Raw genomic sequence first — 25328 nt, 5'->3', positions numbered from 1 at the left:
GAAAGTCCCGGACAAGGGGAGCGTGACCCGGAGGGGCTTCGCGGTCCTGAAGGTCGCGATCTGGGAGGAGCCGTGGATCTTCACCCTCTCCGTGCTGGCGAGCATGCTGTACGGCGCGATGACGGTGGCCGACGGGTGGGCGCTGGGCTGGGCCACCGACCACGTCATCCGGCCGGCGCTGGAGCGCGGTGACACCACGTTCGGTGCGATCGCGGCACTGGTCGGGCTGTTCCTCGGGATCGCGATCCTGCGGGCGATCGGTGTGGTCGGCCGGCGGATCGGGGCCGGCGTGATGCAGTACCGGCTGCAGGCGACCTACCGCCGGCGGGTCACCCGGCAGTACCTGAAGCTTCCGATCGAGTGGCACCACAGGCACCCGACCGGGCAGCTGCTCTCGAACGCCAACGCCGACGTCGAGTCGACCTGGTTCGTGATCGCGCCGCTGCCGATGGCCGTCGGCGTGATCGCGATGCTGGGGTTCGCGACCGTCGCGATGTTCGCGGCCGACGTCTGGCTCGCCCTCGTCGGCTGCCTGGTCTTCCCGCTGGTGTTCATCGCGAACGTGATCTTCCAGCGCTACCTGCAGCCGCTCGCCACCCGGGCGCAGGAGCTGCGCGCCGACGTCTCCGAGGTCGCGCACGAGTCGTTCGATGGCGCGCTGGTGGTGAAGACACTGGGTCGCGAGGCGGCCGAGACCGAGCGTTTCCGCACCCCGACGTACGCGCTGCGGGACGCGAACATCGCGGTGAACAAGGCCCGCGGGATGTTCGACCCGGTGATCGACGGTCTGCCGCGGCTGGGGGTGCTCGCGGTGCTGCTGGTCGGCGTCGGCCGGGTGCGGTCGGGCGCCGCCGACGCGGGTGACGTCGTCCAGGTGGCGTTCCTCTTCATGCTGATCGGGTTCCCGATCCGGGCGCTCGGCTGGGTGCTCGGCGAGCTGCCGCGATCGGTCGTCGGGTGGGACCGCATCCAGCGCGTGCTGACCGCCGAGGGCGGGATGGAGTACGGCGACCAGCGCCTGACGTCGACGAAGGCAGCCCGGCTCGAGGTGTCCGACGTACGGTTCGGCTACCTGCCCGAGCGCGACGTGCTGGCCGGCGTGAACTTCACCGTCGAGCCCGGCCGGACCGTCGCGATGGTCGGCCCGACCGGAGCGGGGAAGTCGACGCTGACCACGCTGCTCACTCGGCTGGTCGACCCGGAGGAAGGGGCGGTCAAGGTCGACGGCGTCGACCTGCGCGACCTCGCCCGGGACGAGCTGGCCGGTTCGGTCGCGCTGGTGGCCCAGACCGCGTTCCTCTTCGACGACACGATCCGCGGCAACATCACGCTCGGCGGCGACTACAGCGACGAGGACATCTGGGACGCGCTGCGGATCGCCCAGGGCGACGGCTTCGTGAAGGGACTGCCGGAGGGTCTCGACACCAAGGTCGGCGAACGCGGGACGACGCTGTCCGGCGGCCAGCGGCAACGCATAGCCCTGGCCCGGGCCCTGGTACGGCGACCGCGGCTGCTGATTCTGGACGACGCGACCAGCGCTGTCGACCCCCAGGTCGAGGCGCGGATCCTGGCCGGGCTGCGATCCGCCGTACAGGACTCCGAAGCCGCTACGACCGTGCTGGTGATCGCCTACCGGAAGGCGACGATCTCGCTCGCCGACGAGGTGGTGTTCCTGGACGAGGGCCGGATCGCGGCGCAGGGCACGCACCTCGAGCTGCAGCAGCAGTCGGCCGCCTATCGCGAGCTGGTCGACGCCTACGAGAAAGACGCGGCCCGCCGCCAGGAAGAGGCAGAGCTGGCCGCCGAGATAGATGACCTCGACGCGGAAGGAGCGTCCGCGTGAACGAGCGGAGCGAGTTCACCATCAGGCACAGTGTGCCTTCGCACTCATCCGCGCCCACAGCGAAGCGAGGACGGGGATGAGAGCCGCTGAGACTACGAGGCTTGACCATGGCGATGACGCGGGTGGGCTGGAGACGCTGCGGCAGGGTCTTCGGGTATCGCCGGAGCTGGCTCAGGGCTGGTGGATCACCGGGCTGCTAGCGCTGGTGATGACGGCTGGGCGCATCGTCGTACCGATCGCAGTGCAGCAGACCATCGACAAGGGGCTGTCCGGTCCCGGTGGTCCGGACATGTCGTATGTGGCGTGGATGTGCGCGGTGTGCGCGGCGGCCGTGCTGCTCACCGCTGTGGCGTCGTACCTGACGACCGTGCGGCTCGCGATCAACTCCGAACGTGGTCTGTCGACGATGCGGATCAAGGCATTCCGGCACGTGCACGACCTGCCGGTGCTGACGCAGAGCACCGAGCGGCGTGGCGCACTGGTCAGCCGGGTCACGTCGGATGTCGACACGGTGTCGCAGTTCCTGCAGTTCGGTGGGTTCATCTTCCTGGTCAGCCTCGGGCAGATGCTGCTCGCGACCGTGGTGATGTTCGTCTACTCCTGGCAGCTCGCGCTGGTCGTGCTGGTCTGCTTCATCCCGCTGTTCGCCAGCCTGAAGTACCTGCAGCGGCTGATGTCCGCGGCGTACGGCGTGGTCCGGGCGAAGGTCGGCGAGATGCTGTCCGCGGTCGCCGAGCCGGTCGTCGGGGCGCAGGTGGTCCGGGCGTACGCGATCGAGAAGCGCACCCAGGCACGGATCGACGCCTCCATCGAGGACTACCGGCGGACGGCGACCCGTGCGCAGGCGATCACCGGCCTGACCTTCTCGATCGGTGGCTTGGCGGCCGGTCTGGCGAACGCCGGCGTGCTGACGGCCGGCGTACTGCTCGGTGTCGACCGGCAGGCGACGCTGGGGGAGATTCTCGCGTTCATGTTCCTGGTCGCGTTGTTCTCCGACCCCGTGCAGATCGCGACCCAGGTGCTGACGGACGCGCAGAGTGCGTTCGCCGGCTGGCGGCGGGTGCTCGGGGTGATCGCGACCCCGGCCGACGTGGTCGACCCGGGCGAGTCGGGTGTGGCGCAGGCGCGCGGGCCGATCTCGGTCGAGTTCCGCGACGTGGACTTCGCCTACCCGGACGGCGACCTGGTCTTGCGGGATGTCGACGTACGACTGGAACCGCATCGGCGGGTCGCGGTGGTGGGGGAGACCGGGTCGGGGAAGACGACGTTCGCGAAGTTGCTGACGCGATTGATGGACCCGACGTCGGGCGCCGTACTGCTGGACGGGGTGGACGCGCGGGAGATCTCGTTCGCGTCGCTCCGGGAGCGGGTGGTGATGGTGCCGCAGGACGGGTATCTCTTCGACGCGTCGCTGGCGGAGAACGTCCGCTTCGGCCGGCCTGAGGTGACGGACGCCCAGTTGCTGGACGCGTTCGAGTCGCTGGGTCTGACGGACTGGCTGGAGTCGCTGCCGGACGGCCTCGATTCGCCGGTCGGTCAGCGTGGTGAGTCGCTGTCGGCGGGTGAGCGTCAGTTGGTCGCGCTGGTTCGCGCGAACATCGCGGATCCGGACCTGCTCGTCCTCGACGAGGCGACGTCGGCCGTCGACCCCGGCACCGAGGTCCGGGTCAACGCGGCGCTGGAGCGACTGATGGCCGGCCGGACGTCCGTGACGATCGCGCACCGGCTGTCGACCGCGGAGGCCGCGGACGAGGTGCTCGTCTTCGACGACGGCAAGGTCGTCGAGCGAGGTCCGCACGCGGAGCTGGTCGGCGCCGGCGGGGTCTACACGCGGCTGCACGACAGCTGGATCGCCCAGCGGAGCGCGCTCTGATCGCCCAGCGCAGCGCGGTCTGACACCCAGGGGAGCGCGCTCTGGAACACACGCAACGGCCGGGACCACGGAAAGGGGCGGTCCCGGCCGTACGTGCAGTCAGATCGACTCAGGGAGTCGGGGCGGCACCGTTCTCCCGCCCGGCCCCCGGCTGGGGTACCAGCAGGAACTCGACGCCGCCCTTGTCGTCGACCGCCGCGTCCAAGACCTTGTCGTCGAGCGCGTTCGCGGCGTTCTGCTCCAGGAACACCCGCGCTCCACTCTCCTCGACCACCTGGTCACCTGGTCGTGGCGCTTCCGTGGTCGTCACCGCCAGCGCGGGGTTGGCCGGATCATCCTGCGAGATCCGCACCCCGGCGCCCTCCGGCGCACCCTCGACCCCTGTGATGCTCTTGATCACCAGAGTCGCGTTCTCGGTCAGCGTCAGCACAACTACTCCAACCTCTAGACATCACTGAGCCCGCCCCGTGCCCGATCCCTCCAACCCCAAACCCACCCACCACGCCGCCCCGTCTCTACCTTGAGAACCCACCAACCACAAATCGTCCCCAGAGATGGTCGGTGGCTTCTCAAGGTGGAGCTCGCGGGGGCCTGTTTACGCGGCGGTGAGCCAGAGAGTTGGGTCGGGGGCTCTCCAGATCGGAGGATCGCCAGGACGGGATCGGCCCCTGTGGAAGGCTGCGCGGAGGCGGGCGGGGAGGTCTGAGCGGCGATCGATCGCGTCCTCCCAGCCGAAGTGCACAAGCTCGATGCCTCTGTCACTGAGCCGCTGGTCGCGGCGGTGGCTGCTGCGCAACAGCCGGCGGCGCTTCTCTACGCTGTCATCCTCGTACTTCGCGAGCCCGTCGGCTTCTCCGACGGTCCGGAACTGCGGCCACCAGAAGTCGACGCGCTCGGGCATCCAGCAGACGCCGTCCCAGAACTGCGCCTGGAGCACCGGGGCAGGCAGCCCCGCGGTGGCGATGAACGCCCGCGCGATCGACTCCAGGGCAGACTCGGACCTGGGATCGGCGAAGTCGACTGTGCTCCGCGCCCGCCGGATTCCGGTCCACCGCTGCTGTCGGTCGAGGACGGCCTCGATCTCGGCGATCGTCGTACCTGTCCGTAACGCGTGGTCGACTGTCACGATCGCCTCGCGGAGCGGCAAGGCTCGCGCGAGGTCAACGACGGTTCTCGCCGCGCTGGTAACAAGCAGCCCCTGGCGTCGGGACAGGTCGGTCGCGGCCAACGAGGCCCGGCGTACGACGACATCGGCGCGACGCTGATTCCGCTTGGCCGAGGGAGGTCTCGTCAGCCAGACGGCGTTTATGGGAGGAGCGTACGGACGTCTGCTGTCCGTCCAAGTCCGCAGGCCGGCCAGCCGGGCCGCGCTGAAGTGACTGACGACCGAGCCGGAGTGCTTCGCCTGCGCACAAGCGATCTTCGCCAGGTCCTCGTCCACCCGCCCGTCGAGATAGTGCCCGTGGTGGTGCTGCAGCGCATGCCTGCGGAGGAGTCTGCGGAGATCGGCGTCGCGCAGTCCCAGCTCAAGCAGGACTTGTCGGCGCTGCGGAGTGGCGACGATCACCAGCAGGTGATCGCGCAGTCCGGCCTCGAGTCGATCCATGAACTCAGCGTGCCGCGTCCGCTCTCCCCTCCGCTGACCCTTATCGTCCGCCTGTGGAAAACCCCGACTCCTCCGACCTTGAGAACCCACCGACCGCAAATTGGACCCGAAAGTGAACGGTGGATTCTCAAGGTGGGCGGAAAGTCGGGTGCGGAGGGGTGGTGGGGTGGTGTGTGATCGGGGGATGGCGATTGTGATGGACAGGCCGGGGGTTGACGGGCTGGGCGGCGTGGTGCGGGTGTTGCGGGAGTGGCAGTACGACGGCGCGGTGGTGCAGCTGCATCCGGGGGACCTGGGGTGGTTCTGGCGATTCGGGGGTCAGCAGACCGCCGCGGCAACGCGGACGTGGAGCCGGGGTGGGCAGGTCCTGGCGGTGGGGTTGCTGGACGATCCCGAGATGTTGCGGCTGGCGATCGCGCCGGAGGTTCAGCGCGACGAGGAGTTGGCGCGGCAGTTGGTGGAGGACGTGTCGGCGCCGGAGCGCGGCGTACTGATCGAGGGCAAGGTGTACGTCGACGCGCCGATGGGATCGCTCGTCCTGGACCTGCTGACCGAGGACGGCTGGGAGCTCGACGAGCCGTGGGTGCCGCTGCGGCGTGATCTGTCCGAGCCTGTGCCGGAGCCGGGTCTCCGGACAGAGGTGGTCGGGCCGGAGCAGGCGTCCGAGCGGACGGCGGTGCAGCGGGCGTCGTTCGACGGGTCGACGTTCACCGATGAGCGCTGGCAGGCGATGGCGGCCGGAGCGCCGTACGGCGACGCGCGGTGTCTCATCGGGCGGAACGCGCAGGGCGAGGCAGTCGCCGGTGTGACCGTCTGGTCGGCGGGCGCGGGCAAGCCCGGGCTGATCGAGCCGATGGGCGTGCACCGGGCACACCGCGGCCACGGCTACGGCGAGGCGATCACCGTCGCGGCGGCGCGCGCCCTGCAGGAGCTGGGCTCGTCCAGCGCGTTCGTGTGCACACCCAGCTTCAACGTGGGCGCGGTCGCCACCTACAAGGCGGCCGGCTTCGAGCCGCTGCCCGAGATCCGGGCGGTCTATCGGAACGCCTAGGCGGTGGCGCGGAGCACGCGCAGGATGTTGCCTCCGGCAAGCTTCGCCAGCTCGGTGTCGTTCCAGCCGCGCTCGGCCAGCGCCTCGAACAGCGCCGGGTACGACGCCACGTCGGCCAGCCCGTCCGGGAACTGCGGGCACCCGTCGTAGTCGCCGCCGATCCCGATGTGGTCGACGCCGGCGATCCCGCGGACGTGCTCGATGTGTGCCACCACGTCGTCGAGCGTGACCGCCGGCTTCGGTACGTCGTACGAGTCGGCCAGCTTGGCCTGGTCCTCGGGCCGGAGCGGGTTCAGCTCCGGCGCGGCCTCCCGGGCCCCGGCGACCCAGTCGACGTACGCCTGGGAGACGAAGTACGGGACGAACGTCACCATGCACACGCCCTCGTTCGCCGCGAGCGTCTCCAGGACGTCATCGGGAGCGTTCCGCGGTACGTCGCACACCGCACGCGCGGACGAGTGGCTGAAGATCACCGGCGCGCTCGTCACGCGGAGCGCGTGCCGCATGGTGTCCGCGGAGACGTGGGACAGGTCGACCAGCATGCCGATCCGGTTCATCTCCCGGACCACGTCCTCGCCGAACTCGTTCAGCCCGCCGAGCACCGGCTCGTCCGTCGCCGAGTCCGCCCACGACACGTTGCTGTTGTGCGTCAGCGTCATGTATCGAACACCGAGCGCACGCATCACCCGCAGTACGCCGAGGGACTCGCCGATCGAGTGGCCGCCCTCCATCCCCATCAGCGACGCGATCCGATCGGCTTTGATCGCCGCCTCCACGTCATCCGCCGACGACGCCAGCCGCAGCGTCTCCGGGAAGCGTTCGACCAGTCGGTGGACGAAGTCGATCTGCTCGAACGTACGGCGTACGGCGTCGGCGTCTTGCGGCACCCACAGGGACCAGAACTGCCCGCCCACGTGACCGGCCCGTAACCGCGGCAGGTCCGTGTTCAGCGCCGGCACCGAGTCGCCCAGATCGTACGCGTCCAGGTCGTAGCCGCACAGCTCGTAGAAGGCGATCGGCAGGTCGTTGTGACCGTCGATCACCGGGTGGTCGCGCAGCAGTTCCGGGATCCTCACCATCGGGCCATCCTCGCAGTTCCGGACCGTGGTCAGAAGGCAACCCGGGATCGGCGACAATGGTCCGGTGAGCATCGACGAGCTGACCTTCGACGCGGCCGGGCTGATCCCGGCGGTGGTACAGCAGTACGACACGCGCGAGGTCCTGATGGTGGGCTGGATGGACGCCGAGGCGGTACGCCGTACCGCGGAGACCAAGCGGAGCACGTTTTGGTCCCGCAGCCGGCAGGAGTACTGGGTGAAGGGCGAGACCAGCGGCCATCGCCAGCACGTCAAGCAGATCCTCGTCGACTGCGACGCCGACACCCTGCTCGTCCTGGTCGACCAGGAGGGCCCGGCCTGTCACACCGGCACCCGCACCTGCTTCGAACACGGCGAGATCGAGGTCGCGTGATGGCTGTGTTCATGGCCGGGCCTCCGGCACCGGCAGGGTCATGGGGCCTTGGCTCCCGGCCTTCCCTCGTCACTGTGCCTTTGGCCGGGCCTTCGGCGCCGGCGGGTCATGGGGCCCTTGGCTCCCGCCCTTCCCTCGTCACTCCGGTCGCTTCGCTCCCTCCGCTCCTCAGTCCAGGGCGGGAGGGCCCCATGACCGTCGCTGCGCTCCCTGCGCTCCTCAGTCCAGGCCGGGAGGCCCCATGACCGACGCCAACCCGGGTATCGAGACCTTCCGCGAGTACGCCAAGGATCGGCGCGTCATTCCGGTGACGCGCCGGCTGCTGGCGGACGCGGAGACGCCGATCGGTGTATATGGCAAGCTCGCCGCCGAGCGGCCCGGCACGTTCCTGCTCGAGTCGGCCGAGAACGGCGGGGTCTGGTCGCGCTACTCGTTCATCGGGGTCCGGTCCGTCGCGACGCTGACCGAGCGGGACGGCCAGGCCGTCTGGACCGGCAACCCGCCGGTCGGCCTGCCGCAGACCGGTGACCCGCTGAGGGCGTTGCGAGAGACGCTGGAGATCCTGCACACGCCGCGGCTGCCCGGCCTGCCCCCGCTGACCGGCGGCATGGTCGGCTTCCTCGGGTACGACGCGGTCCGCCGGCTGGAACGGTTGCCGGACACAACGACCGACGACCTCGGCCTGCCCGAGCTGACCTTCCTGTTCGCCACCGACCTGGCCGCACTCGACCACGACACCGGTGAGATCTGGCTGATCGCGAACGCGGTCAACTGGGACGACTCCGACGAGCGCGTCGACGAGGCCTATGCGGACGCGGTCCGCCGGCTCGACGCGATGGAGTCCGACCTGGCCCGGCCGACCCCGTCGTACGTCGTCCGGGCCGATCGGGACGCCCAGCCCGATCCGCACCGGCAGCGGTCGAGCGCGGAGTACCGGGAGGCGGTCGAGCACGCCAAGGAGGAGATCCGTGCGGGTGAGGCGTTCCAGATCGTCGTCTCCCAGCGGTTCGAGCTGCAGACCACCGCGTCCGCGCTGGACATCTACCGGGTGCTCCGCCGGTCCAATCCGAGCCCGTACATGTACCTGGTCCGGCTGGACGGTTTCGACATCGTCGGCTCCAGCCCCGAGGCGCTGGTCAAGGTCACCGAGAACAAGGTGATCCTGCATCCGATCGCCGGCACCCGTCGTCGCGGCGCGACGCCGGAGGAGGACCACGCGCTGGAGGAGGAGCTGCGGGCCGACGCGAAGGAGCGGGCCGAGCACCTGATGCTGGTCGACCTCGGCCGCAACGACGTCGGCCGGGTCTGCGTGCCCGGCACCGTCGAGGTGGTCGACTTCATGGACGTACGGCGCTACAGCCACGTCATGCATCTGGAGTCCACGGTCACCGGCCAGCTGGCGGCCGGCAAGACCGCGTTCGACGCGCTCACCGCCGCCTTCCCGGCCGGAACGTTGTCCGGGGCACCGAAGCCGCGGGCGATGGAGATCATCGACAAGCTCGAGGTGACCCGGCGCGGCGTGTACGGCGGTGTGGTCGGCTACCTCGACTTCGCCGGTGACGCCGACACCGCGATCGCGATCCGGACCGCCGTGCTGCGGGGTACGACGGCGTACGTGCAGGCGGGGGCCGGCATCGTGGCCGACTCCGACCCGGCCGCGGAGGACGCGGAGTGCCGGACCAAGGCGGCCGCCGTACTCGACGCCATCGCCGTCGCAGGCACGTTCAGCGAGGTCTGATGCGGTCGCAGCGGCTGGTTGACCTGCTCACGCTGGTGGCGCTGGCTCTGCTCGCGTCGTCGGCGTACCTGACCTGGTCGTCGGCTGACCCGGGCAGCGGCCGGCCGGCGGTGGACTTCAACGGCTACACGGTCACGAAGGCGCCGGTGACACTCGCGCTGGCCTCGGTGGTCGCCGTGGTCGTCACCAAACTCGCCGGTACGGCGCTTCGCCGCGTGCTCGGCGCCTTGGTCCTGCTGATGGGCGTCGCCGCGATCGGTGTCGCGTTGCAGGTGCGGCCGGACGCGACCGAGTTGAGCCGGATCCGGCCGGAGCTGAGCCAGGCGGTCACCGATCGGGTCGTACTGAGCACTGGAGTCGCCCCCTGGTTCGCGCTGGCCGGGGGCCTGGCACTCGTGGCGGCCGGGCTGGTCGCCGTACTGACAGCGCAGCGCTGGCGGCGGGCTACGGCTCGCTACGAGCGTGATCCGGCCGCGACGGCCTCAGGTCGCGGGGCCGATCAATGGAAGGCGATCGACGCCGGGGAGGACCCGACTCTGTGATCGCGGCGGGCTACCGCCACAATAGGACGGGACGACGACGAGGAGTGGCGCCAACCATGGACAAGACGAGGGCGGATCAACCGGCGACGCAGGTGAGCGAGGAGGCTCATGACCTGCACGGCAACAGCCCGGCGGCCTGGACCGCCGTGACCATCGTGCTGATCGCCTTCACCGTGGGCGCCATCGCGATGGTGCTCGGGCCGAACTGGCTGCTGTTCTGGATCTCGGTCGGGATCGCGCTGCTGGGCGCGCTCACCGGCAAGGTGATGCAGCTGCTCGGCTTCGGTGTCCCGGCCGACGGCCACTGAGGAGACCACGATCATGACTGTGCTTGACGACATCCTCGCCGGGGTCCGGGAGGACCTCGCGGAGCGCCAGGCGCGGGTCAGCCTGGACGATCTGAAGCTGGAGGCGCAGCGCAAGCCCGACGCCAAGGACCCGATGCCGATCTTCCGCGGCGACGGGATCGCGATCATCGCCGAGGTGAAGCGGTCCAGCCCGTCCAAGGGCGAGCTCGCCGAGATCACCGACCCGGCCGCGCTGGCCGGGGAGTACGAGGAGGGCGGTGCGGCCGCGATCTCGGTGCTGACCGAGCAGCGCCGGTTCAACGGCAGCCTGGACGACCTGCGCGCGGTCCGCGGCCGGGTCGACGTACCGGTGCTGCGCAAGGACTTCATCGTGTCCTCCTACCAGCTCTGGGAGGCCCGGGCGGCCGGTGCCGACATGGTGCTGCTGATCGCCGCGGCGCTGGAGCAGGAGGCGCTGGTCTCGCTGATCGAGCGGGCCCAGTCGATCGGGCTGTGCCCGCTGGTCGAGGTGCACGACGAGGAGGAGACCCGGCGTGCGGTGGACGCCGGAGCTCAGCTGATCGGCGTGAACAACCGGAACCTGAAGACCCTCGAGGTCGATCGGGACACCTTCGCCCGGGTGGCGCCGTCGATCCCGTCCAACCTGGTCCGGGTGGCGGAGTCCGGGGTCCGCGGTCCGCATGATGTAATCGAGTTCGCGCGCGCCGGGGCCGATGTCGTCCTCGTCGGTGAAACCCTGGTGACCGGCCGCGATCCCCGCGCCTCGGTCGCCGATCTCGTCGCTGCCGGATCGCACCCGGCCATCCAGCAGCGCCACTAGCTACCCCCGCGCCGTGGGCCGGCCGGGGCACAAGGACCCCGCGCCGCAGGCCGCGGGGTATGCGGAAGGCTGTTACGGATGACAACTGTGCTGCCCGACCAGTTCGGGCACTTCGGCCGTTTCGGCGGCAGGTTCATGCCGGAGGCGCTGATCGCGCCGCTCGACGAGCTCACCACGGCGTGGCGGGAGGCGATGGCCGATCCGGCGTTCACCGGTGAGTTCGAGCGGATGCTGCGCCAGTACGTCGGTGCGCCGAGCCTGCTGTACGACGCGACCCGGCTGTCGGACGCGGCCGGCGCCCGGATCCTGCTGAAGCGCGAGGACCTGAACCACACCGGTGCGCACAAGATCCGCAACGCGATCGGCCAGGCGCTGCTGACCAAGCGGATGGGCAAGCATCGGGTGATCGCCGAGACCGGCGCCGGCCAGCACGGCGTCGCGACCGCGACCGCCTGCGCCTACCTGGACCTCGAGTGCGTGGTCTACATGGGCGAGGTCGACACCGAGCGGCAGGCCCTGAACGTGGCCCGGATGAAACTGCTCGGCGCCGAGGTGATCTCGGTCAAGACCGGCAGCCGGACGCTGAAGGACGCGATCAACGAGGCGCTGCGCGACTGGGTCGCCAGCGTCGACAAGACCCACTACATCCTGGGTACGGCGGCCGGTTCGCACCCGTTCCCGGCGATGGTGCGCGACTTCGTCCGCGGCATCGGCGACGAGGCCCGGGCCCAGTCGCTGGAGCTGCTCGGCAAGCTTCCGGACGCCGCTGTCGCCTCCGTCGGTGGCGGCTCGAACGCGATCGGCCTGTTCGCGGCGTTCATCCCGGACGCGGACGTGAAGCTGTACGGCATCGAGCCCGGCGGCGACGGGTTCGACACCGGCCGGCACGCGGCCACGATCAGCGCGGGCCAGGTCGGCGTACTGCATGGTGCCCGGTCGTTCCTGCTGCAGGACGAGGACGGGCAGACGATCGAGTCGCACTCGATCTCGGCCGGGCTGGACTATCCCGGCGTCGGGCCGGAGCACGCGTGGCTGGCCGAGACCGGGCGGGCGTCGTACCGGCCGATCACCGACGCCGAGGCGATGGAGGCGTTCCGGCTGCTGTCGCGGACCGAGGGCATCATCCCGGCGATCGAGTCGGCGCACGCGGTCGCCGGCGCGGTCGACATCGCCAAAGAATTGGGGCCGGAGGCAACCATCTTGGTGAACCTGTCCGGCCGCGGGGACAAGGACATGGACACGGCCGCCACCTGGTTCGGCCTGGCCGGCGAGGAGACCGGACGTGAGTGAGCTCGTTGCCCTGGGCAAGGCCGGGGCCGCGGTCCGGAAGGCCAACGACGCGGGCCGGGCGGCCCTGGTCGGTTACCTGCCGGCCGGGTTCCCGTCGTACGACGGCGGGATCGACGCGATCAAGGCGCTGATCGACGGTGGTGCCGACGTGATCGAGATCGGCCTGCCGTACAGCGACCCGGTGATGGACGGTGTCACCATCCAGCGGGCGTCCGAGGTCGCGCTGGCCGGCGGCCTGCGGACCCGCGACGTACTCAGCACCGTCGAGAAGGTCGCGTCGTACGCCGACGTGCCGGTGCTGGTGATGACGTACTGGAACCCGATCGAGCGGTACGGCGTGGATCGGTTCGCCGTGGACTTCGCGAGTGCCGGGGGAGCCGGGCTGATCACGCCCGACCTGATCCCGGACGAGGGCGTGGAGTGGAGCGCGGCCGCCGACAAGAACGACCTGGACAAGGTGTTCCTGGTCTCGCCGTCGTCCACCGACGAGCGGATCAAACTCACCACGGCCGCCTGCCGCGGCTTCGTCTACGCGACCGCTGTGATGGGTGTCACCGGTGCGCGGGAGAAGCCGTCGGACCTGGCCGAGCCGCTGGTGAAACGGACCAAGGCGGTCACCGGACTCCCGGTCGGCGTCGGCCTCGGGGTGTCGACCGCGGACCAGGCGGCGGCTGTCGCGGCCTTCGCGGACGCGGTGATCGTCGGCTCGGCGCTGGTCAAGGCCGCCGCCGACAGTCCCGCCGCCGTCCGTGAGCTGACCGAAGGGCTGGCCGAAGGTGTCCGGCGGGAACCCAGCGCCACCGCCGGTCGTTAGACCCGCCGTGAGTCGAACCAGGAACGCGGCCATTCTCCTTGCCGCGGTGGCTCTGCTCGCCCTCGTGGGCTGCAGCGGCGGCAAGGACAAGGACCAGGCGGACAACCCCGGTGGTGCGATCATCCGCACCACCCAGGACCCGAACGGGTTCCGTGGGGCGACGCTGGACCGGCCGTACTCGCTGCCCGCGGCGACGCTGACCGACACCAGTGGCAACAAGTTCAACCTGGTCACGTCCACCAAGAAGCCGGTCACGCTGGTGTTCTTCGGCTACACGAACTGCCCGGACGTCTGCCCGACCGTGATGGCCGATGTCGCGTCCGCGCTGACCAAGCTGGACGAGTCGGTCCGCGACCAGGTGCAGTTGCTGTTCATCACCACGGACCCGGCTCGCGACACCGGGCCGGTGATCCGCAAGTACCTGGACCGGTTCGACCCGGCCTTCGTGGGGCTGACCGGGTCGCTGACCGAGATCAAGGACGTCGCGAAGGCTGTCGGCGTACCGGTGGAAGGGATGAAGAAGCTGCCGTCCGGCGGCTACGAGGTCGGGCACGGTGCGCAGGTGATCGGCTTCGGCAAGAACGACAAGGCGAACGTGCTGTGGTTGTCGAACGCCGCCATCGGCGACCTGGCGCATGACTTCGGAAAGCTGGTGGAGAACAACCAGTGAAGGTGAAGCAGCAGCCCTGGTTCCCCTGGGTGTCGCTGGCGGCCCGGCTCGTGCTCGGCGGTGTGATGTTGGTGGCCGGTGCGCTGAAGGTGACGGATCCGGAGACCGCGTCCCAGGCGGTCCGGGCGTACGAGCTCCTGCCCTCGGCGCTGGTGGCCCCGGTCGGCTGGGGCCTGCCGTTCCTGGAGATCGCGATCGGATTGCTGTTGATCGTCGGTTTCGGTGTCCGCGCCGCGGCGGTGGCCGCGGGTGTTTTCATGGTTGTGTTCATTGCCGCGGTGGCCTCCGCCTGGGCGCGCGGCCTGGCGATCGACTGCGGCTGCTTCGGCGGCGGTGGACAGGTCGCCCCGGGTGACACCAAGTACCTGCAGGAGATCCTGCGGGACGCCGGACTGCTGCTACTGGCGGCCTGGCTGTGGTTGAACCCGGTGAGCAAGTTCGCCCTCGAGTCCGATCCGCACGTCCCGACAGGAGTCACCGCGTCGTGAGCAAGACCAAAGCCCCCGTGAACCCGCTGCTGCAGCAGAAGAAGCGGCGGATCTCGCCCGGGATCGTCGTGGTGATCGTGCTGGTCCTCGCCCTCGCCGGCGGGGTCGGCGTGCAGTACTGGCGCAGCCACTCCAAGGTCGAGGTGAGCTCGAACGGCCGCCCGGAACCGGCCGTCATCCAGGGGCCGGGCACGCCCGGCAAGGGGGTCACCGTCGGCAAGGAAGGCGCCAAGGCGCATATCGACATCTACCTGGACTTCCGCTGCCCGCACTGCGCGGAGTTCGAGGAGGCGACCGGCGCGACCGTCGACAAGCTGGTCCAGGACGGCACCGCCACGCTGACCTACTGGCCGCTGACCTTCGTCAACCCGGACGCCTCGCCGCGGCTGGCCAACGCGTTCGCCGCCGCGGCCGCGAACGGCAAGGCGCTCAGCTACGCCGACGAGATGTACGCCGACTTCTCCAAGTCCTGGACCACCGACCAGCTGATCGAGCTGGGCAAGCAGCTGGGTCTCGACGACCCGAAGTTCGAGCAGGCGGTGCGGGACAACACCTACGGTGGCTGGCTCGACACGGTCTCCAAGGCCGCCGATGACCGCGGTGTGACCGGGACGCCGACGGTCTACGTCAACGACAAGCAGCTGGACGCCGACCAGCTCACCGCCGACGGCCTGCAGAAGGCCGTCGGCGCGGCTGGGGGGATGGGCTGACTCACCGAGTCCCCATCGTGACCATGAGTTTCCTGGTCGCGATGGGGCCGGTCGAGTAGCGTTCCTGGTTGCCATGTCTAGTCTGATTTCCGCCGTGATCGTTCCGGCGTCCATCCCCAGTCCCAGCCAGGGTGTCTGGCACCTTGGCCCGCTGCCGATCCGTGCCTACGCGCTGTGCATCCTGGCCGGTATCTTCGCCGGCTACTGGCTCGGCCGTAAGCGCTGGGTCGCCCGCGGCGGTTCGCCGACGGTGCTTGCCGACATCATGTTCTGGGCGATCCCGTTCGGCCTGGTCGGTGCCCGGATCTACCACGTCGTCACCGACGCGGAGCTGTACTTCGGTGCAGGCCCCGGCACCCCGATCGACGCACTGAAGATCTGGCACGGCGGGCTGGGGATCTGGGGTGCGGTCGGGTTCGGCGCGCTGGGTGCGTGGATCGCCTGCCGGCGGGCCAAGGTGCCGTTCCTGGCGGTCGCGGACGCGATGGCGCCCGGGATCGCGCTGGCCCAGATCCTCGGGCGGTTCGGCAACTACTTCAACCAGGAGTTGTTCGGCAAGCCGACCGACCTGCCGTGGGGCCTGGAGATCGACCCCGGCCACCGGCCCGAGGGGTACGTCGACTTCGCCACCTTCCACCCGACGTTCCTGTACGAGGCGATCTGGAACCTGGGTGTGATCGCGTTGGTGATCCTGGCCGGGCGCCGGTTCACCCTCGGTCACGGGCGCGCGTTCTTCCTCTACGTGGCCGGGTACACCGCTGGCCGCGCGTGGATCGAGAACATGCGCATCGACACCGTCAATCACTTCCTGGGTCTCCGCCTGAACGTCTGGACCTCGATCATTCTCTTCGTCCTCGCAGTGGTCGCATTCGTCCTCAGCGCCCGCCTGCGCCCCGGCATCGAAGTCATCTCCACCGGCCCCGCCGCCGGCAAGCCCGCCGACGACGCAGCCACGCCCGAAGCCGATGAGCCGAAGGCTGCTGACGACACCGACACCGAGCAGACGGCCGAGACCGACGTACCGGCTGAGCCCGGAGCGGAGGACAAGCCGAAGGTCGAGGCGACCAACGGGTCCGAGGCAGATGCGGCTCGTGACTGAGGGATCCGAGGTTTCTGCCGAGCATCACGGGGATCACACCCATCGTGATGTGAACGGCGGCTGGTTGCGGCCGGCGGTGTTCGGGGCGATGGACGGGCTGGTCTCGAACTTCGCCCTGATCGCCGGGATGGACGGCGGCACCGAGTCCGGTTCCCGGTTCATCGTGCTGGCCGGGCTGGCGGGTCTCGCCGCGGGAGCGTTCTCGATGGCGGCGGGGGAGTACACCTCGGTCGCCTCGCAACGCGAGCTGGCCCGGGCCGAGATCGAGGTGGAACGCAAGGAGATCCAGCGGCACCCGGTCGACGAGGAGATCGAGCTCGCCGAGACCTACCGCGCGAAAGGCCTCGACCCGGATCTGGCCAGCAAGGTCGCCAAGCAGTTCCACTCCGACCCGGACCAGGCGCTGGAGGAACACGTCCGCGAGGAGCTCGGCATCGATCCGCACGATCTGCCGAGCCCGCTGATCGCGGCCGCGTCCTCGTTCATCTGCTTCGCGGTCGGCGCATTCGTGCCGCTGCTGCCGTACCTCCTCGGCGCGGGCACCGTCGTACCGGCCCTGATCCTGTCCTTGACCGCGCTGTTCGGCTGCGGCGCTGTCGTAGCCCGCGTCACCACGCGCTCCTGGTGGTACTCCGGCCTCCGCCAACTGATCCTCGGCGGCCTGGCCGCGGCCCTCACCTACTTCGTCGGCACCCTGGTCGGCCCCAGCATCTAGGTTCTGAAGAGTCCGCTGTAGGCGTTCAAGGCGGGCTGCCCGCCCAGGTGGGCGTACAGGACGTTGGAGTCCTTCGGGATCTCGCCGTTGCGGATCAGGTCGATCAGGCCGGCCATCGACTTCCCCTCGTAGACCGGGTCGATGATCATCCCCTCGAGCTCCCCGGTCAGCCGGATCGCGTCCAGGGTCGACTGGACCGGGATGCCGTACAACTCACCGGCCCAGCCCTCGAGTACGACGATCTCGTCGTCGCGCAACTCCCGGCCGAGCCCGATCAGGTCCGCGGTCGCGCGGGCGATCCGCTCGACCTGGTCGCGGGTCTCCTGCAGCTTCGCGCTCGCGTCGATCCCGATGACTCGCCGCGGCCGGTCCTGTCCGGCGAAACCCGCGATCATGCCGGCCTGAGTCGACCCGGTCACCGCGCAGACGATGATCGTGTCGAAGAAGACGCCGAGCTCCCGCTCCTGCTGCGCCACCTCCTCAGCCCATTGCGCGAACCCGAGCCCGCCCAGCCGGTGGTCCGACGCACCGGCCGGGATCGCGTACGGCGTACCTCCGCGAGCCTCGACGTCCGCCAGTGCCTGCTTCCAGCTGTCCTTGAAGCCGATGCCGAAACCGGCCGGGTCGAGCCGGACCTCGGCACCCATGATCCGGCTGAGCAGGATGTTGCCGACCCGGTCGCTGAGCGCGTCGGGCCAGTCGACCCAGTTCTCCTGGACGAGGACGGCCTTGAGCCCGACCTTCGCGGCGACCGCGGCGACCTGCCGGGTGTGGTTGGACTGGTAGCCGCCGATCGACACCAGCGTGTCCGCGCCCTGGGCGAGCGCGTCGGGGATCAGGTACTCCAGCTTCCGCGTCTTGTTGCCGCCGTACGCGAGCCCGGAGTTGCAGTCCTCCCGCTTCGCCCAGATCCGCGCGCCGCCGAGGTGCGCGCTCAGCCGGTCGAGCGGATGCACCGGACTCGGCCCGAACAGCAACGGATACCGCGGAAATCCAGCCAGTGCCATCGCTCCTCCAAAACTCGGTCGCCCTCGTGGCTATTGTCGGCCAGATGCCGGCACGCGTGCGGCCCGGAGCACTGACCGGTTGTTTCACCGCTGGCGTGTTGTAACCCGCCAGCAAACACCTAACCCGCCATCGACCCGACGGCACCTCTGACCCTCACCGGTCGTCTGAGGCGATCCACACAGCCTCTTGCACTACAGCTGAGAGCCTCGCGAGCCGCTCCACGTGATCTCCGGGGTCCGGCTGGCCCAGTGACCACGCTGCGCGCGACACCCCGGAGTACGCCGCCACCAGCACGGCCCCACGCCGTACGTCCGCATCAGCGCCGTACGCCGCCAGTAGCTCCTCCAGCCGGGTGTCGACGGCCAGTAGGAGGTAGCCGAGGTCGAAGCCGGCTGGAGCGAGCCCGAACTGCTCCCAGTCGATGGCGATGACGTCGTCACCGTCCCGACCCAGCAGGTTCACCGGATGGGCGTCGCCGTGGGTTGGCACACGCAGTAGTGCGTCCAGAGCGGTTAGCGCGGCCTCCCGGCGTACCCACAGAGCTTCGATGGCAGCGTGACGGGAGAGTGTCGACCAACCGCCGCGGCCCTCTACGGTCGTCAGACGGTCTCGGAGTACGTCGCGGGCACCCAGGCGGGCTCGTCCAGCGGAGAGCGTGCAAAGCGGCCTAGAGCGGCAGCCAGGGCCAGCGGGGGCCAAGCGGCCGGCTCCACGTGGGCCATACGGAGGGTGATGCCGGCTCGGTCGCGCTCCACGCCCAGGCAGGCAGGTGAGCGGAGCCCTGGAGTGCTGGCCACCACGCCGGATTCGGCGACCAGGGCCTGGCGTTCCCAATAGGCGTGGTGCCGTGGATCCGCCACGCCCGGGACGAGACGTTTGACGACCTCGCCGTCGTCGGTGAGCCAGACGCCGCCGGTGGACTGACCGGTGCCGGCGGTGAGCGGACGCCAGTCGGGGGAGGGCTGCCAGGTCATAGCGAAAGGCCTACCAGCTCAAACCAGTCTCATCAGGTGAATTTTGGGTGCTGTGGGTGGTTGGTGACGAGCGTTCTTGGGAAGATGGGAGGGCAGGTAGTGAGCGCTTGCTTACTGTGGGTGAGAAGGCCGTGGTGACGGTGGAATGGAAGTCCATCTGTCGGGCGTCATGAGGTAGTCTCGGGACTCCCGGCTTGGGCCAATGTTGTCCCGCGGCCAGTTGTTGACCGTAGGACGACGGGAGCTCCTGAATGTTTGGTCGCCCCCCATTCCCGAGCGAGGGTCTCTACGACGGACAGCACGAGCACGACGCTTGTGGTGTCGCCTTCGTCGCGACCCTGACCGGTGAACCCAGCCACGACATCGTGGCGAAGGCTTTGACCGCCCTGCGCAACCTCGAGCACCGCGGTGCTTCCGGCGCCGAACCGGACTCCGGCGACGGTGCCGGCATCCTGATCCAGATCCCGGACGCCTACTACCGCAAGGTGTGCGAGTTCGAGCTGCCGGTGCCGCGCAGCTACGCCACCGGTATCGCCTTCCTCCCGGCCGACCCGGACGACGCCGCCAAGGCGATCGCCCGGATCGAGGAGCTCGCCGCGGAGGAGAACCTGACCGTCCTGGGCTGGCGCGACGTGCCGACCACGCCGGAGCTGCTCGGCGCCACCGCCCGCTCGGTGATGCCGACGTTCAAGCAGCTGTTCGTCACCGCCACGGCGGGACGGGTGCTCGGCCTGGCGCTGGAGCGGATGGTGTTCCGGCTGCGGAAGCGGGCCGAGAAGGAGACGGAGACCTACTTCCCGTCGCTGTCCGGCCGCACCGTCACCTACAAGGGGATGCTGACCACCGACCAGCTGGACAAGTTCTTCCCCGAGCTGACCGACCCCGACCTCGCCTCCGCGATCGGTGTCGTGCACTCGCGCTTCTCAACCAACACGTTCCCGTCCTGGCCGCTGGCCCACCCGTACCGGTACATCGCCCACAACGGTGAGATCAACACCGTCCAGGGCAACCGGAACTGGATGCGCGCCCGCGAGGCGCTGCTCGCCAGCGACCTGATCCCGGGCGACCTCGAGCAGCTCTACCCGATCTGTACGCCGGGAGCCTCCGACTCGGCGTCGTTCGACGAGGTGCTGGAGCTGTTGCACCTCGGCGGCCGGTCGCTGCCGCACGCGATGCTGATGATGATCCCGGAGGCGTGGGAGAACGCCACCACGATGGACCCGCGGCGGCGTGCGTTCTACGAGTTCCACTCGACCCTGATGGAGCCGTGGGACGGCCCGGCGTCGGTGGTCTTCTCCGACGGCACCAAGGTCGGCGCGGTGCTCGACCGCAACGGCCTGCGCCCGTCGCGCTACTGGGTCACCGAGGACGGTCTCGTCGTACTCGCGTCCGAGGCCGGCGTGCTCGACATCGACCCGGCCACCGTGACCGAGAAGGGCCGGCTCGAGCCGGGCCGGATCTTCCTGGTCGACGTCGAGGCGCACCGGATCATCACCGACTCCGAGGTGAAGAACGCACTCGCGACCGAGCACCCGTACGACGAGTGGCTGCACGCCGGCCTGATCCGGTTCGAGGACCTGCACGAGCGCGAGCACGTCGTGCACAGCCACGCCTCGGTCACCCGCCGCCAGCAGGTGTTCGGGTACACCGAGGAGGAGCTGCGCGTCATCCTCACGCCGATGGCCAAGACCGGCGCCGAGCCGATCGGGTCGATGGGCACCGACACGCCGATCGCCGTCCTGAGCGAGCGGCCGCGGCTGCTGTTCGACTACTTCGCGCAGTTGTTCGCCCAGGTCACCAACCCGCCGCTGGACGCGATCCGCGAGGAGCTCGTCACCTCGCTGTCGTCGTCCCTCGGTCCGGAGTCGAACCTGCTCAACCCGAGCCCGGCGTCCTGCCGCCAGGTCGTGCTGCCGTTCCCGGTGATCACCAACGACGAGCTGGCCAAGCTGCGCCACATCAACCTGGACGGCGACATGCCGGGCCTGGCGACCACGGTGCTGCGCGGCGTGTACGACGTCGAGGGCGGCGGCGAGGCGCTGAAGGCGCGGCTGGAGGCGATCTGCGCCGAGGCCGACGCGGCGATCCAGGACGGCGCCCGCATCCTGGTGCTGTCCGACCGGCACTCGAACGCCGAGAACGCGCCGATCCCGTCGCTGCTGCTGACCTCCGCGGTTCATCACCATCTGGTGAGGGAGAAGACCCGCACCCAGGTCGGCCTGGTCGTCGAGGCCGGTGACGTCCGCGAGGTCCACCACGTCGCCCTGCTGATGGGGTACGGCGCGGCCGCGGTCAACCCGTACCTCGCTCTCGAGTCGGTCGAGGATCTTTGCCGCCAGGGCACCTACCTGCCGGGGATCGAGCCCGAGCAGGCCGTCCGCAACGTGGTGAAGTCGCTCGGCAAGGGCGTGCTCAAGGTCATGTCGAAGATGGGTGTCTCGACGGTCGCGTCGTACACGGGTGCCCAGATCTTCGAGGCGACCGGTCTGGCCCCGGAGCTGGTCGACACCTACTTCACCGGTACGTCGTCCAAGCTCGGCGGGGTCGGGCTCGACACGATCGCCGAGGAGGTACGGCGCCGGCACCTGCGCGCGTACCCGGCCGACGGCATCCTGGCCGCGCACCGCAAGCTGGAGATCGGCGGCGAGTACCAGTGGCGCCGTGAGGGTGAGCCGCACCTGTTCGACCCGGAGACGGTGTTCCGGCTGCAGCACAGCACCCGGACCGGGCGCTACGACATCTTCAAGCAGTACACGGCTCGGGTGGACGAGCAGTCCGAGCGGCTGATGACGTTGCGTGGCTTGTTCGGCTTCAGCTCGGACCGGGAGCCGATCCCGGTCGAGGAGGTCGAGCCGGTCAGCGAGATCGTCAAGCGGTTCTCCACCGGTGCGATGAGCTACGGCTCGATCAGCGCCGAGGCGCACACCACGCTGGCGATCGCGATGAACCAGCTCGGCGGCAAGTCGAACACCGGTGAGGGCGGCGAGGACTCCGACCGCCTGCACGACCCGGTACGGCGGAGCTCGATCAAGCAGGTCGCGTCCGGCCGGTTCGGCGTGACGGCGGAGTACCTGACGAACTCCGACGACATCCAGATCAAGATGGCGCAGGGCGCGAAGCCCGGCGAGGGCGGTCAGCTGCCCGGCAACAAGGTCTACCCGTGGGTGGCCAGCACCCGGCACTCGACGCCGGGCGTCGGCCTGATCTCGCCGCCACCGCACCACGACATCTACTCGATCGAGGACCTGGCTCAGCTGATCCACGACCTCAAGAACGCCAACCCGCAGGCGCGCGTCCACGTGAAGCTCGTCTCCGAGGTCGGCGTCGGCACGATCGCCGCGGGCGTGAGCAAGGCGCACGCGGACGTCGTACTGATCTCCGGACACGACGGTGGTACCGGTGCCGCTCCGCTGACGTCGCTGAAGCACGCCGGTGGTCCGTGGGAGCTCGGTCTGGCCGAGACCCAGCAGACCCTGCTGCTCAACGGGTTGCGCGACCGGATCGTCGTACAGACCGATGGCCAGCTGAAGACCGGGCGGGACGTGATCGTCGCGGCGCTGCTCGGTGCGGAGGAGTACGGCTTCGCCACCGCGCCGCTGGTGGTGTCGGGCTGCATCATGATGCGGGTCTGCCACCTGGACACCTGCCCGGTCGGCGTCGCGACCCAGAATCCAGTCCTGCGCGAGCGGTTCTCCGGCAAGCCCGAGTTCGTGGTGAACTTCTTCGAGTTCATCGCCGAGGAGGTCCGGGAGTACCTGGCCGAGCTGGGCTTCCGGTCGCTGGACGAGGCGATCGGGCACGCCGAGGTGCTGGACATCCGGCGCGCGGTCGACCACTGGAAGGCCGACGGTCTCGACCTGTCGCCGATCCTGCACGTGCCGTCGCTGCCGGAAGGCGCCGCGCGGCACCAGACCGTCGAGCAGGACCACGGTCTCGACAAGGCGCTCGACAACGAGCTGATCCGGATCTGCCGGCCGGCGCTCGACAGCGGTGAGCCGGTGCGGGCACAGCTGCCGATCCGCAACGTCAACCGGACCGTCGGGACCATGCTCGGTCACGAGATCACCAAGCGGTACCGGGCCGCCGGCCTGGCCGACGGCACCATCGACCTGACCTTCACCGGCTCGGCCGGCAACTCGTTCGCCGCCTTCGTCCCGCGCGGGGTCACGCTCCGTCTCGAGGGTGACGCCAACGACTACGTCGGCAAGGGTCTGTCCGGTGGCCGGGTGGTGATCCGGCCGGACCGCCGGGCCCGCTTCGACGCGGCCGACCAGATCATCGCCGGCAACGTCATCGCGTACGGCGCGACGTCAGGCGAGCTGTTCATCAGTGGCGGCGCCGGACAGCGGTTCTGCGTCCGGAACTCCGGCGCCACCGCGGTCGTCGAGTCGGTCGGCGACCACGCCTGCGAGTACATGACCGGTGGGCGCGTCGTCGTACTCGGCGCCGTCGGCCGGAACTTCGCGGCGGGCATGTCGGGCGGCGTGGCCCACGTGCTCGACCTGGACCCCGCCCTGGTGAACCCGGAACTGGTGGACCTGCACCCGGTCACCCAGGACGAGTCCGAACTGCTGCACGACCTGGTCCGCACCCACCACGAGGAGACCGGTTCGGAACGGGCGGCCAAGCTGCTCGCCGACTGGCCCGCGGCGGCGGCCAGGTTCACCACGGTGATGCCCCGCGACTACGCCCGGGTGCTGGCGGCCAAGGCGGCCGCCGAGCGGGACGGGCTGGACGAGGACGCCACCACGCGAGCGATGATGGAGGCCATCTGATGGCTGACCCGAAGGGATTCCTGACCACCCCGCGGGAGGTCGCCGAGCGACGTCCGGTCGAGGAGCGGGTGCAGGACTGGAAAGAGGTCTACCCCGGTGGGCCCGGCAAGGCACTGCTGCCGATCATCACCAAGCAGGCCGGACGCTGCATGGACTGCGGCATCCCGTTCTGCCACAGCGGCTGCCCGCTGGGCAACCTGATCCCGGAGTGGAACGACCTGGTCTGGCGGGACGACTGGTCCGGTGCGATCGAGCGGTTGCACGCGACCAACAACTTCCCGGAGTTCACCGGCCGGCTCTGTCCGGCGCCGTGTGAGCCGGCCTGCGTGCTCGGCATCAACCAGCAGCCGGTGACGATCAAGAACGTCGAGGTCGCGATCATCGACAAGGCCTGGGACGCCGGTGACGTCAAGCCGCAGCCGCCCGAGTGGCTGACCGGCAAGACGATCGCCGTCGTCGGCTCCGGCCCGGCCGGTCTCGCCGCCGCCCAGCAGCTGACCCGCGCCGGTCACACCGTCGCGGTCTACGAGCGGGCCGACGCCCCGGGCGGGCTGCTGCGCTACGGCATCCCCGAGTTCAAGATGGAGAAGATCCAGGTCGAGCGCCGGATCCAGCAGATGAAGGAGGAGGGCACGGTCTTCCGCTCCGGCGTCAACGTCGGCGTGGACGTCACCGGGACCCAGCTCAAGCAGCGGTACGACGCCGTCGTCATCGCCACCGGTGCCACCGCGGCCCGCGACCTGCCGGTGCCGGGACGCGAGTACGGCGGCATCCACCAGGCGATGGAGTACCTGCCGCAGGCCAACCGGGTCGCGCTGGGGGAGCCGGTCGAGAACCAGATCGTTGCCACTGGCAAGGACGTGGTGATCATCGGTGGTGGTGACACCGGTGCGGACTGCCTCGGGACGGCGCACCGGCAGGGGGCCCGCTCGGTCACCCAGCTGGAGATCATGCCGCGACCCGGCGACGACCGGCCGGCCGGGCAGCCGTGGCCGACGTACCCGATGATCTACCGGGTCGCGTCGGCGCACGAGGAGGGCGGCGAGCGGGTGTACTCGGTCTCGACCGTCAACTTCGAGTCCGATGCCCACGGCAACGTGTCCGGGCTGAACCTGGTCGAGGTGGAGTTCAAGGACGGGAAGTTCATCCCGGTCGAGGGCACCGAGCGGACCATCCCGGCGCAGCTGGTGCTGCTGGCGATGGGCTTCCTCGGCCCGGAGCGCGAGGGCTTCCTGGAGCAGCTCGGCGTCGAGCTGGACGAGCGCGGCAACGTCAAGCGGGACAAGACCTACCAGACCTCGGTCGACGGTGTGTTCGCCTGCGGCGACGCCGGCCGCGGTCAGTCCCTGATCGTCTGGGCCATCGCCGAGGGCCGCTCCTGCGCGAACGGTGTCGACACCCACCTGACCGGGTCCTCCACCCTGCCCACTCCCATCCCGCCGACAGCTCGCCCGCTGACGGTCTGAGCCCAGCGCGATGAACCGGGCCGTCGGCGACTGTTTGTTGCCTGCGGCCCGGTTCGCGTGCCGACACA

23 protein-coding genes are annotated in these 25328 nt (G+C 69.8%); 17 read left to right on the top strand and 6 right to left on the bottom strand.

Features of this window, described 5'->3' with window-relative positions:
- Positions 1-22: 22 nt before the first annotated feature.
- On the top strand, positions 23-1843 hold the full coding sequence (locus AB0F43_RS01075) for an ABC transporter ATP-binding protein (RefSeq protein ID WP_360468869.1): 1821 nt from the start codon (positions 23-25) through the stop codon (positions 1841-1843).
- 76 nt (positions 1844-1919) lie between these two features.
- Positions 1920-3716: an ABC transporter ATP-binding protein gene (locus AB0F43_RS01070; RefSeq protein WP_360468867.1), complete on the top strand. Its 1797-nt coding sequence runs from the start codon at positions 1920-1922 to the stop codon at positions 3714-3716.
- 109 nt (positions 3717-3825) lie between these two features.
- Here AB0F43_RS01070 and AB0F43_RS01065 read toward each other — a convergent pair whose 3' ends face one another.
- Positions 3826-4146, bottom strand: a complete 321-nt coding sequence (locus AB0F43_RS01065) for a Fe-S cluster assembly protein HesB (protein WP_360468865.1) — start codon at positions 4144-4146, stop codon at positions 3826-3828.
- A 165-nt stretch (positions 4147-4311) separates the two neighbouring features.
- A complete protein-coding gene (locus AB0F43_RS01060; RefSeq protein ID WP_360468863.1) occupies positions 4312-5322 on the bottom strand; it encodes a hypothetical protein in 1011 nt (336 codons plus the stop codon).
- Between the two features lie 184 nt (positions 5323-5506).
- Here AB0F43_RS01060 and AB0F43_RS01055 point away from each other — a divergent pair, with 184 nt between their 5' ends.
- A complete protein-coding gene (locus tag AB0F43_RS01055) occupies positions 5507-6373 on the top strand; it encodes a GNAT family N-acetyltransferase (protein WP_360468861.1) in 867 nt (288 codons plus the stop codon).
- Here the strand turns inward: AB0F43_RS01055 and AB0F43_RS01050 are convergent.
- A complete protein-coding gene (locus AB0F43_RS01050) occupies positions 6370-7452 on the bottom strand; it encodes a dipeptidase (protein WP_360468859.1) in 1083 nt (360 codons plus the stop codon). The genes AB0F43_RS01055 and AB0F43_RS01050 overlap by 4 nt on opposite strands.
- Positions 7453-7516: 64 nt before the next feature.
- On the opposite strand from AB0F43_RS01050, the gene hisI reads away from it, so the two are divergent.
- The 12 genes from hisI to AB0F43_RS00990 all read left to right on the top strand — a co-directional run bounded on the left by hisI (position 7517) and on the right by AB0F43_RS00990 (position 17037).
- The gene (hisI, locus tag AB0F43_RS01045) at positions 7517-7843 is read left to right on the top strand and encodes a phosphoribosyl-AMP cyclohydrolase (RefSeq protein WP_360468858.1); all 327 of its coding nucleotides are present in this window, start codon (positions 7517-7519) and stop codon (positions 7841-7843) included.
- Between the two features lie 241 nt (positions 7844-8084).
- The gene (locus AB0F43_RS01040; protein ID WP_360468856.1) at positions 8085-9581 is read left to right on the top strand and encodes an anthranilate synthase component I; all 1497 of its coding nucleotides are present in this window, start codon (positions 8085-8087) and stop codon (positions 9579-9581) included.
- On the top strand, positions 9581-10123 hold the full coding sequence (locus AB0F43_RS01035; protein ID WP_360468854.1) for a Trp biosynthesis-associated membrane protein: 543 nt from the start codon (positions 9581-9583) through the stop codon (positions 10121-10123). Before AB0F43_RS01040 ends, AB0F43_RS01035 begins: the two co-directional genes overlap by 1 nt.
- 56 nt (positions 10124-10179) lie before the next feature.
- The gene (locus AB0F43_RS01030) at positions 10180-10431 is read left to right on the top strand and encodes an HGxxPAAW family protein (protein WP_360468852.1); all 252 of its coding nucleotides are present in this window, start codon (positions 10180-10182) and stop codon (positions 10429-10431) included.
- A gap of 13 nt (positions 10432-10444) precedes the next feature.
- The gene (trpC, locus tag AB0F43_RS01025) at positions 10445-11251 is read left to right on the top strand and encodes an indole-3-glycerol phosphate synthase TrpC (RefSeq protein WP_360468850.1); all 807 of its coding nucleotides are present in this window, start codon (positions 10445-10447) and stop codon (positions 11249-11251) included.
- Positions 11252-11329: 78 nt separating this feature from the next.
- Complete coding sequence (gene trpB, locus AB0F43_RS01020) at positions 11330-12541, top strand: tryptophan synthase subunit beta (RefSeq protein WP_360468848.1); 1212 nt, start codon at positions 11330-11332, stop codon at positions 12539-12541.
- Positions 12534-13355, top strand: a complete 822-nt coding sequence (gene trpA / locus AB0F43_RS01015) for a tryptophan synthase subunit alpha (RefSeq protein ID WP_360468846.1) — start codon at positions 12534-12536, stop codon at positions 13353-13355. The genes trpB and trpA overlap by 8 nt, the downstream gene beginning before the upstream one ends.
- Before the next feature lie 7 nt (positions 13356-13362).
- The gene (locus tag AB0F43_RS01010) at positions 13363-14025 is read left to right on the top strand and encodes an SCO family protein (protein ID WP_360468844.1); all 663 of its coding nucleotides are present in this window, start codon (positions 13363-13365) and stop codon (positions 14023-14025) included.
- Positions 14022-14513 (top strand): MauE/DoxX family redox-associated membrane protein, encoded by a 492-nt coding sequence (locus AB0F43_RS01005; protein WP_360468842.1) that lies wholly within the window; start codon positions 14022-14024, stop codon positions 14511-14513. The genes AB0F43_RS01010 and AB0F43_RS01005 overlap by 4 nt, the downstream gene beginning before the upstream one ends.
- Positions 14510-15223, top strand: coding sequence for a thioredoxin domain-containing protein (locus tag AB0F43_RS01000; protein ID WP_360468840.1), 714 nt, complete (start codon positions 14510-14512; stop codon positions 15221-15223). Before AB0F43_RS01005 ends, AB0F43_RS01000 begins: the two co-directional genes overlap by 4 nt.
- A gap of 73 nt (positions 15224-15296) precedes the next feature.
- The gene (gene lgt, locus AB0F43_RS00995) at positions 15297-16322 is read left to right on the top strand and encodes a prolipoprotein diacylglyceryl transferase (RefSeq protein ID WP_360468838.1); all 1026 of its coding nucleotides are present in this window, start codon (positions 15297-15299) and stop codon (positions 16320-16322) included.
- A complete protein-coding gene (locus AB0F43_RS00990) occupies positions 16315-17037 on the top strand; it encodes a VIT1/CCC1 transporter family protein (protein ID WP_360468836.1) in 723 nt (240 codons plus the stop codon). The genes lgt and AB0F43_RS00990 overlap by 8 nt, the downstream gene beginning before the upstream one ends.
- Here the strand turns inward: AB0F43_RS00990 and AB0F43_RS00985 are convergent.
- The 3 genes from AB0F43_RS00985 to AB0F43_RS00975 all read right to left on the bottom strand — a co-directional run bounded on the left by AB0F43_RS00985 (position 17034) and on the right by AB0F43_RS00975 (position 19019).
- Positions 17034-18044 carry a 1-aminocyclopropane-1-carboxylate deaminase gene (locus AB0F43_RS00985; protein WP_360468834.1) on the bottom strand — a complete coding sequence of 337 codons (1011 nt, stop codon included), beginning with the start codon at positions 18042-18044 and terminating at the stop codon, positions 17034-17036. The two genes, AB0F43_RS00990 and AB0F43_RS00985, sit on opposite strands and share 4 nt — an antisense overlap.
- A 154-nt stretch (positions 18045-18198) precedes the next feature.
- Positions 18199-18744 (bottom strand): phosphotransferase, encoded by a 546-nt coding sequence (locus tag AB0F43_RS00980; protein ID WP_360468832.1) that lies wholly within the window; start codon positions 18742-18744, stop codon positions 18199-18201.
- Positions 18645-19019 carry a hypothetical protein gene (locus tag AB0F43_RS00975; RefSeq protein WP_360468830.1) on the bottom strand — a complete coding sequence of 125 codons (375 nt, stop codon included), beginning with the start codon at positions 19017-19019 and terminating at the stop codon, positions 18645-18647. The genes AB0F43_RS00980 and AB0F43_RS00975 overlap by 100 nt, the downstream gene beginning before the upstream one ends.
- Positions 19020-19270: 251 nt before the next feature.
- Between AB0F43_RS00975 and gltB the strand changes: the two genes are divergently transcribed.
- Together gltB and AB0F43_RS00965 are read left to right on the top strand one after the other, a co-directional pair.
- A complete protein-coding gene (gene gltB, locus AB0F43_RS00970; protein WP_360468829.1) occupies positions 19271-23794 on the top strand; it encodes a glutamate synthase large subunit in 4524 nt (1507 codons plus the stop codon).
- Positions 23794-25260, top strand: coding sequence for a glutamate synthase subunit beta (locus AB0F43_RS00965; RefSeq protein ID WP_360468827.1), 1467 nt, complete (start codon positions 23794-23796; stop codon positions 25258-25260). The genes gltB and AB0F43_RS00965 overlap by 1 nt, the downstream gene beginning before the upstream one ends.
- Positions 25261-25328: the final 68 nt, after the last annotated feature.

This window comes from Kribbella sp. NPDC023972 (genome assembly GCF_040639075.1).
In the GTDB taxonomy this organism is placed as follows: Bacteria; Actinomycetota; Actinomycetes; order Propionibacteriales; family Kribbellaceae; genus Kribbella.
This window is presented reverse-complemented; position numbering and strand designations above follow the sequence as displayed.